14 protein-coding genes and 1 pseudogene are annotated in these 15655 nt (G+C 55.1%); 1 reads left to right on the plus strand and 14 read right to left on the minus strand.

Annotation, left to right across the window (positions count from 1 at the left end; translation table 11 throughout):
- Nucleotides 1-63 precede the first annotated feature (63 nt).
- The 4 genes from ADS46_RS02840 to ADS46_RS02855 form a co-directional block, all read right to left on the minus strand.
- Nucleotides 64-1860, minus strand: a complete 1797-nt coding sequence (locus ADS46_RS02840) for an ABC transporter ATP-binding protein (protein WP_066316029.1) — start codon at nucleotides 1858-1860, stop codon at nucleotides 64-66.
- A 41-nt stretch (nucleotides 1861-1901) separates the two neighbouring features.
- Complete coding sequence (locus ADS46_RS02845; RefSeq protein ID WP_066316030.1) at nucleotides 1902-2591, minus strand: hypothetical protein; 690 nt, start codon at nucleotides 2589-2591, stop codon at nucleotides 1902-1904.
- Between the two features lie 357 nt (nucleotides 2592-2948).
- Complete coding sequence (gene cysQ, locus ADS46_RS02850; protein WP_082925956.1) at nucleotides 2949-3779, minus strand: 3'(2'),5'-bisphosphate nucleotidase CysQ; 831 nt, start codon at nucleotides 3777-3779, stop codon at nucleotides 2949-2951.
- 125 nt (nucleotides 3780-3904) lie between these two features.
- A complete protein-coding gene (locus ADS46_RS02855) occupies nucleotides 3905-5671 on the minus strand; it encodes an SLC13 family permease (protein WP_066316032.1) in 1767 nt (588 codons plus the stop codon).
- A gap of 193 nt (nucleotides 5672-5864) precedes the next feature.
- Between ADS46_RS02855 and rfaH the strand changes: the two genes are divergently transcribed.
- Entirely contained in the window at nucleotides 5865-6389 is a 525-nt protein-coding gene (rfaH, locus tag ADS46_RS02860) for a transcription/translation regulatory transformer protein RfaH (protein ID WP_066316034.1), read from the plus strand.
- A 123-nt stretch (nucleotides 6390-6512) separates the two neighbouring features.
- Here rfaH and ADS46_RS18805 read toward each other — a convergent pair whose 3' ends face one another.
- From ADS46_RS18805 to ADS46_RS18810, 10 genes and pseudogenes are all read right to left on the minus strand, one after another.
- Nucleotides 6513-6713, minus strand: coding sequence for a hypothetical protein (locus tag ADS46_RS18805; RefSeq protein WP_066316036.1), 201 nt, complete (start codon nucleotides 6711-6713; stop codon nucleotides 6513-6515).
- Nucleotides 6691-7428 carry a hypothetical protein gene (locus tag ADS46_RS02870; RefSeq protein WP_066316038.1) on the minus strand — a complete coding sequence of 246 codons (738 nt, stop codon included), beginning with the start codon at nucleotides 7426-7428 and terminating at the stop codon, nucleotides 6691-6693. The genes ADS46_RS18805 and ADS46_RS02870 overlap by 23 nt, the downstream gene beginning before the upstream one ends.
- A gap of 326 nt (nucleotides 7429-7754) precedes the next feature.
- Nucleotides 7755-8105: a hypothetical protein gene (locus tag ADS46_RS18425; RefSeq protein WP_199825179.1), complete on the minus strand. Its 351-nt coding sequence runs from the start codon at nucleotides 8103-8105 to the stop codon at nucleotides 7755-7757.
- Nucleotides 8102-8401: a nucleotidyltransferase domain-containing protein gene (locus ADS46_RS02875; protein ID WP_066316041.1), complete on the minus strand. Its 300-nt coding sequence runs from the start codon at nucleotides 8399-8401 to the stop codon at nucleotides 8102-8104. Before ADS46_RS02875 ends, ADS46_RS18425 begins: the two co-directional genes overlap by 4 nt.
- Before the next feature lie 312 nt (nucleotides 8402-8713).
- Complete coding sequence (locus ADS46_RS02880; protein ID WP_234346752.1) at nucleotides 8714-9064, minus strand: hypothetical protein; 351 nt, start codon at nucleotides 9062-9064, stop codon at nucleotides 8714-8716.
- A 177-nt stretch (nucleotides 9065-9241) separates the two neighbouring features.
- Nucleotides 9242-10231 (minus strand): tetratricopeptide repeat protein, encoded by a 990-nt coding sequence (locus tag ADS46_RS02885; RefSeq protein ID WP_234346753.1) that lies wholly within the window; start codon nucleotides 10229-10231, stop codon nucleotides 9242-9244.
- 26 nt (nucleotides 10232-10257) lie between these two features.
- The gene (locus ADS46_RS02890; protein ID WP_082925957.1) at nucleotides 10258-11253 is read right to left on the minus strand and encodes a tetratricopeptide repeat protein; all 996 of its coding nucleotides are present in this window, start codon (nucleotides 11251-11253) and stop codon (nucleotides 10258-10260) included.
- A gap of 27 nt (nucleotides 11254-11280) precedes the next feature.
- Entirely contained in the window at nucleotides 11281-14532 is a 3252-nt protein-coding gene (locus ADS46_RS02895; protein WP_066316047.1) for a hypothetical protein, read from the minus strand.
- On the minus strand, nucleotides 14529-15350 hold the full coding sequence (locus ADS46_RS02900; protein ID WP_066316049.1) for a DUF4123 domain-containing protein: 822 nt from the start codon (nucleotides 15348-15350) through the stop codon (nucleotides 14529-14531). Before ADS46_RS02900 ends, ADS46_RS02895 begins: the two co-directional genes overlap by 4 nt.
- Nucleotides 15335-15655, minus strand: a pseudogene (locus ADS46_RS18810) (DUF2345 domain-containing protein); the annotation flags it as partial. The pseudogene ADS46_RS18810 and the gene ADS46_RS02900, both read right to left, overlap by 16 nt.

Consider the following 15655-nt stretch of genomic DNA (forward strand, 5'->3'; position numbering starts at 1 on the left):
TGGCTTTCCCGGTTACGCTGTTTTGCATTAAAAGCTTTTCGGGTATCAGGGTCGATAAAAAACTCAGGCGTGCTCTGCCATGCGCTGAAATATCTCGCTGCGCTCGGCAAGTTCACTGTAGGTGCCTTGGGCTTCTACCCGCCCGTTTTTGAGCAGGTAGATGCTGTCGCACTGTTTCACGGTAGCCAGGCGGTGGGCAATCATGATGACTGTTTTCTTACCGGCGAAGTCATGGATGGCGTCCATCACCAGCTTTTCGGTGATCCCGTCAAGGGCGCTGGTGGCTTCATCCAGCACAAGTACCTCAGCATCATCATAAAGCGCACGCGCAATACCGATACGCTGGCGCTGCCCACCCGAGAGCTGAATTCCGCGTTCACCTACGCACGTTGCTAGGCCGTCGGGCAGATTCTCAAGTAACTCATCCAAGTGCGCCATCTGCGCGGCCCGCATCACGCGATCATCGTCAATCGCCTCCGTCTGCAAGCCAAAGGCAATATTTTCGCGGATGCTAGCATCGGCAAGAAAAATCGCTTGCGGCACAAAGCCAACGCTGTTCTGCCAGGCACGTAGACGTACGCCAGCGAGTGTTTCCCCATCCACTTTCAAGGCGCCCTGCTGCGGCACCATCAGGCCTAGCAATACGTCAATAGCCGTTGATTTGCCGGAGCCAGAGGCCCCGACTAGACCAATCACTTGGTTACGCGGTATTTCAAGCGTTAGGCCGTCTAACGCTTTATCCTCTTTTCCTGGGTAGGCAAAGTGAATATCTTCCAGCGTAATGCGTTGTTTCGGTGATAGCTTGCCAACGGCTGTAGCGGGCTTACCAGGGGTGGCGTTCTGGCTGGCGGTCAGGTCGTCTTCGAGACTGTCGAAAGCAGCAATATTGCCTTTAACGTTGGCTAAACTAGTGTAGATCTGCTGAAAGGCTGGCAAAAGTTTAAATCCGGCCAAGGCATATACTGAGAGCACAGGTAGAATTTGACCAAGATTGCCATCATGGGCGGCTAACAGATAGAGTACCAAAAAGATGACGGCGCCAAAGGCAATAAGCTCCATGGCATAGCGCGGCACCTGTGATAAGCCTGCTGTGATACCGCGCGCAACCCCCATCTCTAGACTAGTTTCGGCGAAACGTTGATTAAAGTCAGCCTGGCGGCCAAGCAGCAGGGTATCTTTAATGCCACCAAAACCTTCGTTCATCAGCTTAAAGCGACGTTGATTGGTGCGGGTAATCACCTTACCATTTTGGGTTAAGCGCTTTCTCACAGTGCGATATAGCATAAAGTACGCGACCCCAAAAATAAGCAACCCTGCAATGGCCACTAAAGGGTTGTACAAAAATATCGTTATAGCCATCACCAATGCCATCACGCCTTTGGCATTCATCTGCATTAACGGCTGAATGATGCTATTGGTAATGCGACCTGTTTCTTGAGCAATCTTATTAGTCAGTTGGCTACTACTCCCGCTAGCATGGAATAGCCACGGTTGCCGCATATAGTGTTGGTAGAGTCGTATAGAAAGTTCTGCGCCAACTTGCTGTGCATAAAGCGCCAAACGCCAAGTAGCGTACATCGAAATCAGCGCCGCGCAGGTCAATACCACTAGCACCAAAATCCCGAGCCAGAATAAAAACTGATGGGGCGTATCCATTCCACTGGCTGCATACAGCTGAGCTAATGTCCCCTCGCCTTCCAAGCGACTGATATCGCCGACCACCGCCATAAAGGGACCGATAGCAGCCACACCAGCCACCTCGGCAAAGGCCATAAGGACTACCAGCACTTGTAGGCGCAGAAGTCTTTTACGCTGCTCTGCAGTTAATAACAAGTAGAGCTTTTTTACGCGAGAAAACATAGCACCTTCATAACGTGGTTTTTCAATATACTAGAATTAATTTAACTAAGTGTCTCTGTACTTAAACTTTCTTTTACACGCGCACAAAATTCTGCAAAAAACGCCATCACTATTCCGAGCATACTGCCTAACACAATGCCTAACACCAGAACTAATTTACTGTTTACACCCTGGGTCGTTTCGGTAGTTGATTGTGTTTCTACAGCCAATGCGACCACTTCTGAAGGCATCAATTGTGAGGGTTGGCCATTTTGAAAGATGGGTGATTGCTGATTGTTTAAGCTTTGCTGAAGACGCTCATGGCGTTCAATAATTGGTGCTGTCAGTTTTTCATGGAAGTCAGCAATAGCGCTGTTTTGCTCACCTTTGGTGGTGATGGTGACAATATTTGAATTGTCGGTATAGCTGGCTTGGGTAGTGAAAGAATTAAACTCTTGGTTCTGCTGCTTCACTCTGGGAATAATTGCAGCGTTAAGCTGCTCAACAATTGAGGGCAGCGGCTCAATAAGGTGTGAGGGTGTTTTGTAGCCTACCGCTAACTGCGTGGTGTACTGGTAATTGGTTTCCTGAATCGGTGTTTTGCCGCTTTGGAGTAGCACCCAGCCACCGGATGCCAGCACTACCACAACGAAGGTAACAACAAACCACCAGCGGCGATGAATAAGGATTTTAGCTAGATCGACGAGGGAGATTTCATCGTCTTGGTAAGTACTGCGCGGGGGCTGCTCCATGCTCACTGCTTTAACCTCACTGGATGACATTCAGGCACGCTACCGCCCGGGGATTTTCCGGACGCATTCCCATGCCCTGATACTGATTTATGCCCATTGTTGTGTATGCGCCAAATTGTAAGTGGTCGCTCACACACAAGGCAGTTGACAATTTATCGGCATGATACATTTTATTTATGGTTGACTCTACGTTGACCAGTGCTTGGTTGTGTAGCTATATGTGACTGCTCGTAGTTGGCCTGATCGCTCGACAAGTCGTGCTCCTACGAGAACCTGTTGAATGGTGCCGTGGGTGAATACTTGTCGATGGTCTGATCGCCCGACAAGGCGGGCTTCTACACCCCCGCTTTCACCTAGTTAATGAGTATTTAAGGCCTTGTTTAGCGCTTCTTCCCAGCGTGTGTCGCGCTGGCCGCATACGATGAAGTATGGGTTGAGTACGCTTTCCTGCTGGTTGCAGCGTAGGGGCTCCAGGGTTTCGGCGTTGAGCACTTCGCCACCGGCGGCGGTGACGATGGCCTGGGCGGCGGCGGTGTCCCATTCGCTGGTGGGGGCAAGGCGCGGGTAGAGATCCGCGTTGCCTTCGGCCACCAGGCACAGCTTGATCGAGCTGCCCATCGAGACGCACTCGTGGGCGGGCAGGCCGCTGCAGAAGGCTTCAAAGATTTCTGCGCCGTGGCGTCGGCTGCCGACCACCTTCCAGGGCGACTCTTCGGGATCGGGCAGTTCGCGTACCTGAATATTGATGTAAATGCCTTGGGCGATCTTGAAGACCTCACCGCCTACCTGCCCTACCCAGGTGGTTTGCAGCACCGGCGCGTAGACGATGCCGAAGACCGGCACGCCATTTTCGACCAGTGCCACATTGAGGGTGAACTCGCCGTTCTTACTGATGAATTCCTTGGTGCCGTCCAGCGGGTCGACCAGCCAATACCGCTCCCAGGTCTGGCGGGTGGCAAACGGTATCTCGGCGGACTCTTCGGAGAGCACCGGCACGTCGGGCGTCAGGTCCTTCAGCAGCGCCAGCAGCGAGTGATGCGCGGCCATATCGGCTTCGGTGAGCGGGCTCTGGTCGTCCTTGGTCTCGACGGAGAAATCACGCTCATAAACCGCCATGACCTCACGCCCGGCGGCGTGTACGCCTTCGATCAAGCGGGCGCGTCGTTCATTCGATATAAAAGCAGTCACAAAATAACCTCAAAGTAATTAGAAGGAAGAAGGAAGAGGGAAGAAGGAAGAACTTCTTATTCCTTACTTCTTACCTCTTACCCCTTACTTCTTACTTCTTCAGCCGCGCAGCGGCGTCTTCCGTCTTAAAAAGGCCATACCAGTGGCACCAGGGTTATCACCGTGACGGCGACAATCGCGCTGAGCGGTGCGCCGAGGCGCAGGTAGTCGCTGAAGCGGTAGCCGCCTGGGCCGAGTACCATCAGGTTGGTCTGGTAGCCCAGCGGGGTCATGAAGCTGGCCGAGGCGGCAAACATGATGGCGATGGCGAACGGCAGAAAATTGACGCCTAGCTGATCCGCGACCGAAACCGCAATGGGGAACATCAGCACGGCGGCGGCGTTGTTGGTAATCAGCTCGGTGAACACCACGGTCAACAAGTAGACCAGGGCCAGCGCGGCCCAGGGAGCCAGGTCATCGGCTAACAGTAACCATTGGGCTACCTGGGCGGCGGCGCCGGTTTCGGTCATGCCTGCCCCCAGCGCGAACGAGGCGGCGATCACGACGAGGACCGATAGATCGATATAGCGGCGCGCTTTGCTGACCGGTACACACCGGGTGGCGACCATGCCGCCACCCGCCAGCAGTGCGGCTTCCAGAATCGATAGCAGTCCGGTGGCGCTGAGGACCACCATACCCGCCAAAATGCCAAGCGCTACGGGAGCTTTGCGGAAATCCGGCGGTGTGGAGTCGTTCAGGCTGCTGACCAGTAGAAAATCTTTGCGGTAGCGGTACTGGTCGACAAAATCGTGGGTGGTTTCCAGTAGCAAGGTATCACCGACTTGTAGCGTTGCCGCCCCCAGCTTGCCGGGCACGCTTTTGCCGTGGCGTGAAATGGACAGGATCACGGCTTGGTAGCGGGAGCGAAAGCGCGACGCCTTGACGGTCTGCCCTAGCCCGCCGAAGTCCGGGCCGATCACCGCTTCCACCAGGCAGCGCCGGTGGTGGGCGATATCCAGCTTGTGAATATCGCCGCTGGCGGGCTTCAGGCCCCGAATACGGCGTAGCTCGCGGGCGCACTCCGGCGCGCCGATAAACATGAGAATGTCGCCCGCTTGCAGCGTGGTTTCTTGCGGGATGTTGTTGAGCAATTCGCCATTGCGCTCGATATCCGCGAGGTAACCGTTGGCCAGGCTGCTCAGGCCCGCGTCCGCGATGGTTTTACCCACCAGGGGGCCTTTGGCTTCTACCTCGACATCCACCACGTATTCGCGGGCCTGTTCGAGCTGCTCAAGCACACCCTGGCGTTCGGGCAGGAGCTTGTTGGTAAAGAAATATAGAAAGGTGCCACCAACGACAACCAGCGGTACGCCGACCCACGCCAGTGAAAACATCGAGAGGCTGACACCGCGCTCGGTTTGCAGCAAGCCATCCACCACCAGGTTGGTGCTGGTGCCAATCAGGGTGCAGGTGCCGCCGATGATCGCGGCGTAGCTGAGCGGTAGCAGCAGCTTGCCCGGTGGCAGTTTCAGCCGTGTGGCCCACTCTTGTATCGCGGGGATGAACATCGCGACCACGGTGGTGTTGTTCATGAACGCACTCAGCCCGGCGGCGGGTAGCAACACACGCAGTTGGGCCTGACGAAGCCTTGAGGGCTGACCCAGCAAAAGATGGGCGAGCCATTGAATGGCCCCGGTTTCCTTGAGCCCTGCGGCCACCACGTAGAGCGTGGCAATGGTAATCACCCCGGGGTTGGAGAACCCTTGTAGCGCTTGGGCGGGGGATAAGGTGCCGCTGATGACGAGGCATCCCAGGGCGGCCATCAGGATGGCATCGGGGGCAATGCGGGTAAGCGCGAGGGCGGCTAAGGTGGCAACCACCACCATCAGGGTAAATATTGCCGCTACTTCCATGATGCTCCGTTTCTGAACCAGGCCGTTTTATAAAGCGTCCGGGCACGCTACCGCCCGGGGATTGTTCCGGGCGCTTTCCCTTGCCCTGATCTTGATTTGCGCTGCGTTGGGTCGCTGCGTTTTTGTTACAATGCCCGTTGGCCTTACAGGTATCAAACCTTGTGCTTCAACTCATTATAACGCCAGGAGCGCCATGAGCCTTCATGCTAGCCAAGCCAACGCGGAATGCGCGCAATGGTACCTGATCCAGTGCAAGGGGGGCGAGTCTTTCCGTGCTACCGAGCAGCTGGAAAACCAGGGCTATCATGTCTTTCATCCGGTGCTGGCGGTACAGCGAAAGCGCCGCGGCAAGCTGGTGTGGATCACCGAGCCGCTCTTTCCTCACTATCTATTTATCAGGTTAGACCAGGTGGCGAGTAACTGGCGCCCTATTCGTTCCACGCGGGGGGTGTTGAAGCTGGTGACGTTCGGCGACCAGCCTGCCGTGGTGCCCGAGCATATTGTGGATACGCTGTACCAGCACCTTGTGGAGAAAGAGACCCAGCAGGAGGCGTATTTTCACGTGGGGGATGCGGTGGAAGTCACCGAGGGGGCGTTCAAAGGCCAGTTGGCCCAGCTGACCGAACTGAAAGGCCAGGACCGCGCCCTGCTGCTGCTCACCCTGCTCAACCGCCCGCAGCAGGTGGAAGTGCCTATTGCGCATTTGCAGAAGCGGTGAGGGGTTGTGGGTGGCCTGATCGCACTTGCAGGAGCGTAATTCATTGGGCGATCAGGGAGGATCTAACCACTGCTAATCGCCAAATGCAGTCAGTTCAATCGCTTGGCAGAGACTCGGCAGAGTTCAATGGTGGTTATCAGAACGCAACGCTTCTACATCACGTGCGCTTAAGCCTGTGATGTCAGCAATTTGAAGATCGGTCAGCACTCCAAGGTTAATTAGCTTCAAAGCGGTTTCACGCTTTTCTGCCAAGCGACCTTCCTCGCGGCCTTGCAGCAGGCCTTTTTCAATACCGTGGCGCTCAAACGTATTGATATAGGGCAATATTGTTTGCCTCCTCAATTTCATAGACCGCTTGGCGAAAAGCGGGTTCCAGCCCGTGAGGTAACTGAATCATCCAATCAATGACATTAAACAGCTGTTGGATCTGCTTTCGGCTGTAGTTGCGCTCAAACATCAACCTAACCAGCTTAACTTTCGCCTGGGTTCTTGCATTGCCATCCACCAAGCGCTTGGCACGCAGTTGAGCCATCACCACCAACGCAAATACATTGTCGCTGGATTCCAAAATGGCCCATTTCGATTCCCAGTCAATCAGCTTAGCGATGGGAAACGTGAAGGTCAGCTCACAATGGTAATGAAAGGCAGAAGGCCGGAAGTTCGCTCGCGTATCCGCCAACACGGAGAGGCTGACGACATCTATCCCGTATCGATCTCTTAAGCGATATTGGTAAGTATACATCCGCGCGGCAAAAGCGTCTTCCGGTTCGCCCTGGATTTCAACATGGATCAACACCCAGGTTTCGCTGCCGTCATCGGCGTACACTTTCACTAGTTTATCGGCGTAACGTCGGCCAGTATCGGCGTCAGCGGTAATCTGTTGTAACTCTTTATCTAAGAAGCTATACCCTTTCGACCAATCGATATGATGATAAATATCTGCAAACAGCAGTGCCAAAAATTCAGCAAAATGACTCTCAAGCGCATCTTTCCAGGGACTATCGTGATCCGTTACGCGCTGTCCATTAGCGTCGCTCATCATATTTCCTTATCTGCCATCCTTAAGCCAACGTACCATATTCAGCAGGTTATCGCGTCTGTCAAGTCGAGCTCCTATATAGACTAGCAGCAACCACCGACGTATGTGCATAGGGGGTCGTAGGAGCGCAATTTATTGCGCGATCAGAATAGATTGTGACGACATCCAGGAGATAGTTCGGATCGCTTAGACTTAGTGTTATCCCGACAGCAGAACCGACACCTGTTTTCCAAGCTTATCCGCAAAATGTTCAAGTACTGCTTTGTTGCTATGCGCTGTGGTAAGCGCATCAAACAGGGTCTGCGTATCTTCAATATATTCGTGGATCATCTGGTTGCGTAGTTGCCTGAGGGCGATCCATTGCTCAGAGGATGCCAACCAACCTTACTTTTCTGCCTTTTCAAGGTTAATAAGCAATGCCCGATCTGGCTCGCCCAGTGCTTTAAGCAGCGCTGGTAACAGCTTATCTCCGAGGGTATCTTGCAACGACAAAATCGACTGACAAATGCTTCTACTTTCATCGCTAGTTCTGGGGTTTTATCCAGATCTTCAACAGCGTCATAAGTTAACAGCCCACCAAAAACCTGATGGTCTGCATATTCTAGATGTTTGAGTTCTTTATCGACTACACGGCTCAGAAACCTGAGTCTTTCTTGGCTCTCTGGATATAAATTCACAGCGCTATTCCTTGCGACTTCGCAACCTGATGAATAGCAACTCTTGGCATATTGGGTGCGTCCAGAAGCACGTCTATTTTCCTGTCACCCAATTGCTTGATGATTTTTGCCTGCAACTGCGCGACGTCCCATGCGGGGTGTTCAACAACATCATTAACCGACACCAGCAGGTCGATATCACCGCCTTTAGCATTATCATCCGTTCTTGAACCGAACAGCGAGACCTCTGCCTGGGGCCCAAAAACTGCCTTGACCGATGCTTTGATGATCTGAATTTCGTGAGCACTCAATCTCATGGCATGGCTACCTAGTGATCATGTTGGAACTGGCTGTTGAGGATGCTTATGGCTGAGTTTGGCACACTGAGAAACCATATGAGCAATAAGCATACATTCTCTTAATCATAGGTACTACGCTACTGCGTATTGAGACACCAAGGTGATTGATGGTGGATGGCCTGATCCCCCTATTTATTGCGCGATCAGGAAGGATATGGGCGTCGAGGGTAAACGCTTGTAGATAGCCTGATCGCCCGACGAGTCGGGCTCCTACGGGGGCTGAATGCCTGCATTGGGTTTTATGGGAGGCCTGACCTTCGTCTGGCGATGTCAGTGTTTGGTTTCTTCCCATAATTGGGCAATGTCTTCTACCGTTAACCCTGTGACATCAGCAATTTGCTCGTTGCTGAGCATACCGAGGGCTAGTAGATTGCGGGCTGTTGAGCGCTTGGCCTCTAATTGCCCCTCTTGCAGACCTTCCTGACGACCTTCCTGGCGCCCTTCCTGGCGACCTTCCTGAAGCCCTTCCAAACGTCCTTTTTCTTCCCAGCGCTCAGGCCATTGCTTAATGCGTTCTGCCAACATGTGATGTACCTCATGTAGCTCGTGTAAGTCGTTGAACTCGGTCAATTCCATCTCGGGAGCCCGGTTAGGCAGCAGTACTCGGCGTATCCATACCACAAATGCTCGACGCAGCGGCGACGTTGCGCATTCGATCCGACCACTCAGGGTCGTTAACGATGGCGCCTTCGTCCAACAGGAGATACTCGAGATTAGGACGGTAGCGCTCTAACCCGCCTGGCACCCATTCGACCAGATCAAGGTTGATCAGTAGGTTTGGTCATTTTGGCAACAACCTCAGGGGCCAAATTTCTCAGGGAAGTAGGAGAGCGGCGGCTCACGGTTTAGCCATTCGTCCACTATTTCTTCGCCCTCTTTGCGCTGTTCCGGGCTTATTTTGTCCCTATATCGCTCAAGAGTGGCTGTTGAGTATGTATTTGGCACTTCCTGTTTGGTGGCAAGCACAATAGCCCATCCCTTGGCTGGGTCAGGTTTTGCTGCTGAACGGCATAAGTCCCTTCCTTGCTCCTCATGCACGATATTACAAGCGGCCACCCAGCGACGCCCATTGATGTGCCCCGCTTCAGAAGCTGTTGCCATCCATTCCCAGGCTTCTTCATTGCGTTCTAGGTTACTCAGGACTGCTGCTAAATTATTCATGGCTGGGGCATACCCCGCCTCTGCGGCTTTGCGAAACCACACCTCTGCGGCTTCCAAGCGCTCAGTATCGTTGGCGTAACTCTCTTCGTCGTTGCGGGCTATCTTGCCGAGCAAGTTCATGGACTCCACTTGGCCTGCCTCGGCGGCGCGCCGTAGCCACTTCATTGCCTCATCTTCATCGGGGTCTTTAACGTAGAAATAAATATCGTAAAGCGCGGCCATGGCCTCGGGGTCACCCGCTTCGGCCTTGGGCAGGGTGAGTTCCAGCGCTGCCTGTGGCCAGTCGTCGCCGTTTTCCGGGCAGACGTCCCCCAGCTCGCAGGCACCGCCATCAAACAGGCGCAACATGGCGTAGGGGTCGCCGTGCTGGGCGGCCTGGTGATACCAGTCCAATGCGGCTTGGGAAAGCCCGCGGCTTAGGAGTCGATTCGCCTCACCCAGGTAATACATCGCCTCGACATCACCGCTCTCTGCTGCGGTCTCAAGTGGAGGTTGCATCTTTTCCCACTGGTGGATGCCCCACAGTCGCATGCCTTCCTCTTTTTTAGCGGCCTGAGCTTCGTCGTCCAGTGCCCAGGCGGAAGGTATCATTAGCGCTGTGAGCGTTAGCCCTGCTAGCGTTGCCACAATGGTTGATCGTTTCGGTAACAACATCAGGGGCCAAATTTATCGGGGAAATAGGAGAGTGGCGGCTCACGGTTTAGCCATTCGTCCACCATTTCTTCGCCTTCTTCGCGTTGTTCTGGAGTGACATTTTCTCCGTAAACTCTCAATAATCTCTCAGAAGATGTACCTGGGACTTCCTCGTTCATAGCTCGTAAGATGGCCCATCCTTTAGCGGGTTCTGGGTCGGGAGCTGCACGACATAAGTTCATCCCTTCTCCGTCAGGTTCAATACTGCAGGCGGCCAGCCAACCACGCCCGTTGATATGCCCCGCCTCGGAAGCCTTTGTTATCCATTCCCAGGCTTCTTCAGGCTGATCTAAATGATTCAGTACAGAGGCAAGATTATTCATCGCTGGCGCATAGCCCGCTTCCGCGGCTTTGCGAAACCATACCTCAGCGGCTTCCAAACGCTCTGTATCGTTGTCGTAACCTTCTTCGTTGTTGCGGGCTATCTCGCCGAGCAAGTTCATGGATTCCACATGGCCTGCCTCGGCGGCGCGCCGTAGCCACTTCATTGCCTCATCTTCATCGGGGTCTTTAACGTAATAATAAATATCGTAAAGCGCGGCCATGGCCTCGGGGTCGCCTGCTTTGGCTTTGGGCAAAGTGAGCTCAAACGCCGCTTGAGGCCAGTCGTCACCGTTTTCTGGGCAAACATCACCCAGCTCGCAAGCACCGCCATCAAACAGGCGCAGCATGGCGTGGGGGTCGCCGTGCTGGGCGGCTTGGTAGTACCAGTCCAGGGCGGCTTGATTCATCCCCATATGCCGTAAACGGTTCACCTCGCCTAGGTAATACATCGCTTCAGAATCACCAGCCTCTGCTGCTTTTTCCAAATAAGGTGTGCTGATAGAACGTTGATGCGCGTTGTATAGTCGCATGCCCTCATCCTTGGCAGCTTGCGCCTCGTCATCCAATGCCCAAGCGGGCTGCAGCAGGAATGTTAGCGTTAATCCAGCTACCATCGTCATAATTAATCGCATGCTTTCATTCCTTGTTAGCAATCTTAATTAGCTCGCACAGATTTCAGTTCCTAAGCCTGCGACATAACGGCGATAATCTCTTTTCGACGCTGGTATTTGAATGCTATTTGTTCCTGATTCTCGTTCCATAAACCGATCCAAGGCAAGCTTATGATTATAGTAAGCGGTGTCTGGGTAATTATGCGGAGGCTGACCGTCGGCAGTCATCCTGACCACCGCTTTGGTAAACAGGTACTGCGAAGGGGTAGGGTCTTCACGGCTAAAGCGGCAGAGGGGGCCGTAAACGTTCATGGTGACTCCCTCCACAATCCAGCCTAAGCAGTTAGCAATGGCAATTTGCTGATAGTCCAGCGCTTCCTGAGCATTAAAGCTGTGGCTGTTGCCACCACTTCTACCTCTACCGGGCTCTTCTACTTCAAATGCCCTTGGCTCGCTAGCGAGTAAGTAGAGCAAGGCCCCAAGCGAATCAGGCGTGAGCTGCTGCACCCAAGCTTTCATCTGCTCTAAATCCTCGCCATCACGCGTTGCGAGCACATAAGCAATCGGCCCCGCATTCTGCCCACCGGTCATGGCGCTGTAGAGTCGCTCGATACCCGCTTGGCCGCGGGCGGCGAGCAGGCCTACGTTTAGCAGGGTGGTGGTGGCGAGATAACCTAACCGGTTCATGCTTTGGTAGGCGTCATCATCGATCCAATCGGGTTGGACGTAGTTGTTATCCACCATGGCGCGGTGGAGCATCACTAGCCACAAGTCCAGGCTGTCGATATCCAGTTCGACGGAAAAACTGCCCCCAGCTCCCGTGCCGATGACGACGCGTGCGGCCATGCGGAGTACGAACTTGCCGTTCTGCATGCCCAGCGCGAGGCCAAGCCTTCCTCCTAAGCCTTCAGCCACTTCCATCGCCAGGGTGGCAGTGCCCAGGTTGCGCCACCCCGTCAGTGACTGACTGGCGCGCTGCATGTTCATCTCGGAAAGCCCCGCACGGGTGGGGAGAATGCGCGCCAGGTTCGCGGGTGGTTCCCAGCTTAATGCACAGCGGGGTTCGATACCCAGCCGGGCACCGGCGAAGGCCTCGATGGTGGCCCCCTCGGCTTCCCGCTTGGCCCAATCAACACCGCTCACGCTGAGGCCTTCCTCGCCAAGGGAGATGCCCGTCTCGGCCGCCAGTGCCAGGCTGGCACCCGCAAACCCTTTGGCAACGGCGTCCACGACTAAGACATAGCGGCCTAATGCGCGCTGTTCATCAACCTCGGAAAGGGTAGCGACTACCTGCTGAGCCTGCTCTTCTCGCGGTAGGACTAGTCGCCCCAGTGGCAGCTCCCCCCGTGCCAGGCTAAAGGTGCCCTTGGCTTCCCAGCGATAAGTGGCCTGGGCAGCGGTCTTGTTGGAGTTGCTCTCATCGAGCTGCCAACTGCCCTTGGAGGGGCGCTTGATAGCCAGTTCATCGCGCTGTGTGGTCTTAAGGCTGTTACTTCCGCCACTGCTCATTGCAAGTTCGGTGTCCAAGAACGTTAGTGTGGGCTGTTGGGCGACGACCTCCCAGGGCGTATCGCGGTCGCTTTCACTACGCTGCTCGTTGAGGTCAAACCTGGCCATGCCGACCAGCCGCATCATTTGGGCCTGAGCGCTGGCATCGAACAGGCGCAGCCGTTCACGGCTCGGGCCGGTGAACAGAACCTTCTGTAGCGCAGCCCCCCATGTTTTCTTACGATCATCGTCAAGGGAGTCAATTTCGTGCCCTTGCTCCTCAAGGTAGGCGAAGAAGCTTTCCGGCTGGAAAAAACCCAACGGCTCTTCATGCCAGTCGGCACGATGTTCTATCGGCTCGCAGCCACGCCCTTGCAGCCATTGGGAGAGCGCGCTTTCTGGCGCCTCCCATAACGTTGCAGGCAATACACCGTCCGCGTTCATGGCATTATCCAGACGCTGCCGTTCGGTTGGAGTGATGGCGGGCATCAACTGACAAAGGCTGAGGTGGCTCAGTGACTGGTCTGCCTGAGGGGAGCTGAACTCTCGTAGCGGGAAATCGCGGCGTACCAGCAGTTCGACCTTGCGCTTCTGGTAGCCCATGGCATGGCGATCGTCTTCTATATCGGCATGCCAGATAAGGACGCGACCGGGCTCCATCTTGCTAACGGCGTCATCGGCCTGCTTGAAAAGGTCGCTCAACGTCTCCTGGAGGTGCTCATAATGTTGCCGTTCTTGTTCGAACAAGAAGATAGGCAGCTTGGCATTGCCAGCGGTACCACTTTCCCATTCGCTCAGTTTTTCCTCGACCGCCTGGTGTAACTCGACGCTTTGTTTGAGCGCTTGGCAGTAAGTGTCGAAGGCACTGACACCCTCGTCCAGCGACGCAGTTTCGGCGTTGGCTGCCGATAGCGCTAGTTCGGGGGTGGCGATACCCAGCGACGCAAGGGTGAGGATACTCTCGAGATAGTCGCTATACTTGCTTTCCTGCTGCTCAGAGAGCTGCTGGACGTGGCCCACGAAGTTACATTGCTGTGCTGCCTCGTCAGGGGGCATGGATTCGCATAATCCAATGAAGGTTTGATATTCGGCGAGCACCTCTTGCAGCGAGAAGGGAGTGGCTTCGCCTTCGCTTCCAGGGTTGAAGTGGTACTCGCGCTGAGCCAAGGCCCGGCACGAACGGTAGGTTTCCAGCGCCTGCTCGATTTCTGTTTCCCAGGGGCCATAGTAGTTTTCACCTTCGATACGATAGCCCGCTTCCTGGGCGCGATTCAGGCCCGCTTGGTAAAGGTCACGCAGTTCGTCTTCCAGGCGCACGGCGTCGGGGTCCCTGACATGGCGCGCCAAGTGATCCAATAACGCGGGTGTCGTGAATTGCCATAGCAAAGAGCGCTGGTGCGCAATGCGATCTTCCAGGCTCTCTTGGTCAACAGCGGTCATCTCAATTAACTGCTCGAAACACTCTTGGTAACGCGCCCTTTCGCTGTCGTCGAGGAAGTTTTCGGCCCGGGTCGGCAGTAGGCACTCCATCAAGCCTGCCTCTTCGTTGAGTACCCGAAGTCGCTCGGTGGCATCCTCTTCTTGTGTCCACGCCTTAAGCTGTTCTGCGGCCTCCAGCAAGATGTCTGATACCTCTTCCGTCAGCAACCAGAACGTATGCGTTCCCGGCAGGTAAAGAATATCGGCCCAGCATTGCTCTTGGCAGACGTGCGCTGCGTTTTCCCCGGCGCTTTCGCCATCAGATGCCGGTGGTTCAAAGATGTTGACCACCATCGGGTCAAGGTGGCGCTCTGCGGTTTGCTCAGTACTCATAACAGGCGCTCCAACTGCTGTACTTTTTGGCGTGAAGGCAGGGGCGTGTTCAGAATGTCGTCTATCTGAATATGCAGCCTTTCGCCTTCGTCCGTCATAATGGGCAATAGCCGCTTTAAATGATCCGAGCGGCTAATGCCTGCCTGCATCGCTGTTTTCATCCGTGCCAACCAAGCATTGGGTAAAGAAGTCAGCGGCGTCTTCGTCATTCGGCTCAACCACCATGCCTGTTGGCTTTCGTTCAACGCGGCTTCCATATCAGCAGTAAGCTGCCAGCGTTGCGGTGCAGGGGACGTTGTTGCACCGGCCTGCCAAATAGACCACTGGCCCTGGGGCGTGGGGGTGGCTACTTGGCCTAGCGGGTTTAACCCGTGTGAGTAGACACTGGCTGGCGCGCTGGCGAGCAGGGCTGTCCATGCGGCGGGCTGTTGAAGGTTGATCAGTGATTTTCCGCCGTGCGGGTCATCCATCACAAACAGCTCCCGCAAGTGGTCAGCAATGCTTTGCAGGGTTTGATCTGCCGGTGGCTGGCAGACCCATCCCAAGCGTTGCTGGCAGAGCTTTTCTGCGTAATGCCAAGCTTCACTGCCGACTTCAACATCAAGTAGCCAGGGGCTGGCCTCCAGCAAAGGGGAAAGCGGCGTGCCCGCAAATAGCGTTACAAAATCACGCTTGCCGGGAAGTGATAGCAGTGGCCTGCCCTGTTCAGGCGAGTGACGCTGGTCCAGTACCACAAAGCCGCGCTGGCCAGTCACCATCCCCGCAGGGTTGTCCGCCGGGTAACAGCGTTCGGCAAGTTGGTTTAACCAGCCAGACATGGGCAATCCCCGCGCGAGCATTGGGTGTCATTGATCTTGCCGCAGAGCGGCATGATGGCCGCTTCGCTTAGCTGGTAATCCTTCAGCTTTGGCAGTGATGTTGGCGGTATGGCTTCATGCGCCTCCGCCACCGCATGCCCAGGCAACAGCGGCCCTTCCACCGCCTGCCCGCTGCCACTGCCGGGGCTGCCGCCTGCGTTGACGCGCACCTTGGGGCCCACCACGGTGACGCCGCTGCCGTCCAATTTGAGAAAGCTGCCGCCAGCGTTCAGGCTTAATTCGTCACCCGCCTCAAGCACCACTTT

Origin of the sequence: Halomonas sp. G11 (assembly GCF_001663515.1) — a bacterium.
Lineage (GTDB): Bacteria > Pseudomonadota > Gammaproteobacteria > Pseudomonadales > Halomonadaceae > Vreelandella.

Excerpts from the sequence above, each read along its gene's own strand:
- ADS46_RS02840 (WP_066316029.1), bottom strand. The coding sequence starts at position 1,860 with ATGTTTTCTCGCGTAAAAAAGCTCTACTTGTTATTAACTGCAGAGCAG.
- ADS46_RS02845 (WP_066316030.1), bottom strand. The coding sequence starts at position 2,591 with ATGGAGCAGCCCCCGCGCAGTACTTACCAAGACGATGAAATCTCCCTC.
- ADS46_RS02855 (WP_066316032.1), bottom strand. The coding sequence starts at position 5,671 with ATGGAAGTAGCGGCAATATTTACCCTGATGGTGGTGGTTGCCACCTTA.
- rfaH (WP_066316034.1), top strand. The coding sequence starts at position 5,865 with ATGAGCCTTCATGCTAGCCAAGCCAACGCGGAATGCGCGCAATGGTAC.
- ADS46_RS02870 (WP_066316038.1), bottom strand. The coding sequence starts at position 7,428 with ATGAGCGACGCTAATGGACAGCGCGTAACGGATCACGATAGTCCCTGG.
- ADS46_RS02875 (WP_066316041.1), bottom strand. The coding sequence starts at position 8,401 with ATGAGATTGAGTGCTCACGAAATTCAGATCATCAAAGCATCGGTCAAG.
- ADS46_RS02890 (WP_082925957.1), bottom strand. The coding sequence starts at position 11,253 with ATGCGATTAATTATGACGATGGTAGCTGGATTAACGCTAACATTCCTG.
- ADS46_RS02895 (WP_066316047.1), bottom strand. The coding sequence starts at position 14,532 with ATGAGTACTGAGCAAACCGCAGAGCGCCACCTTGACCCGATGGTGGTC.
- ADS46_RS02900 (WP_066316049.1), bottom strand. The coding sequence starts at position 15,350 with ATGTCTGGCTGGTTAAACCAACTTGCCGAACGCTGTTACCCGGCGGAC.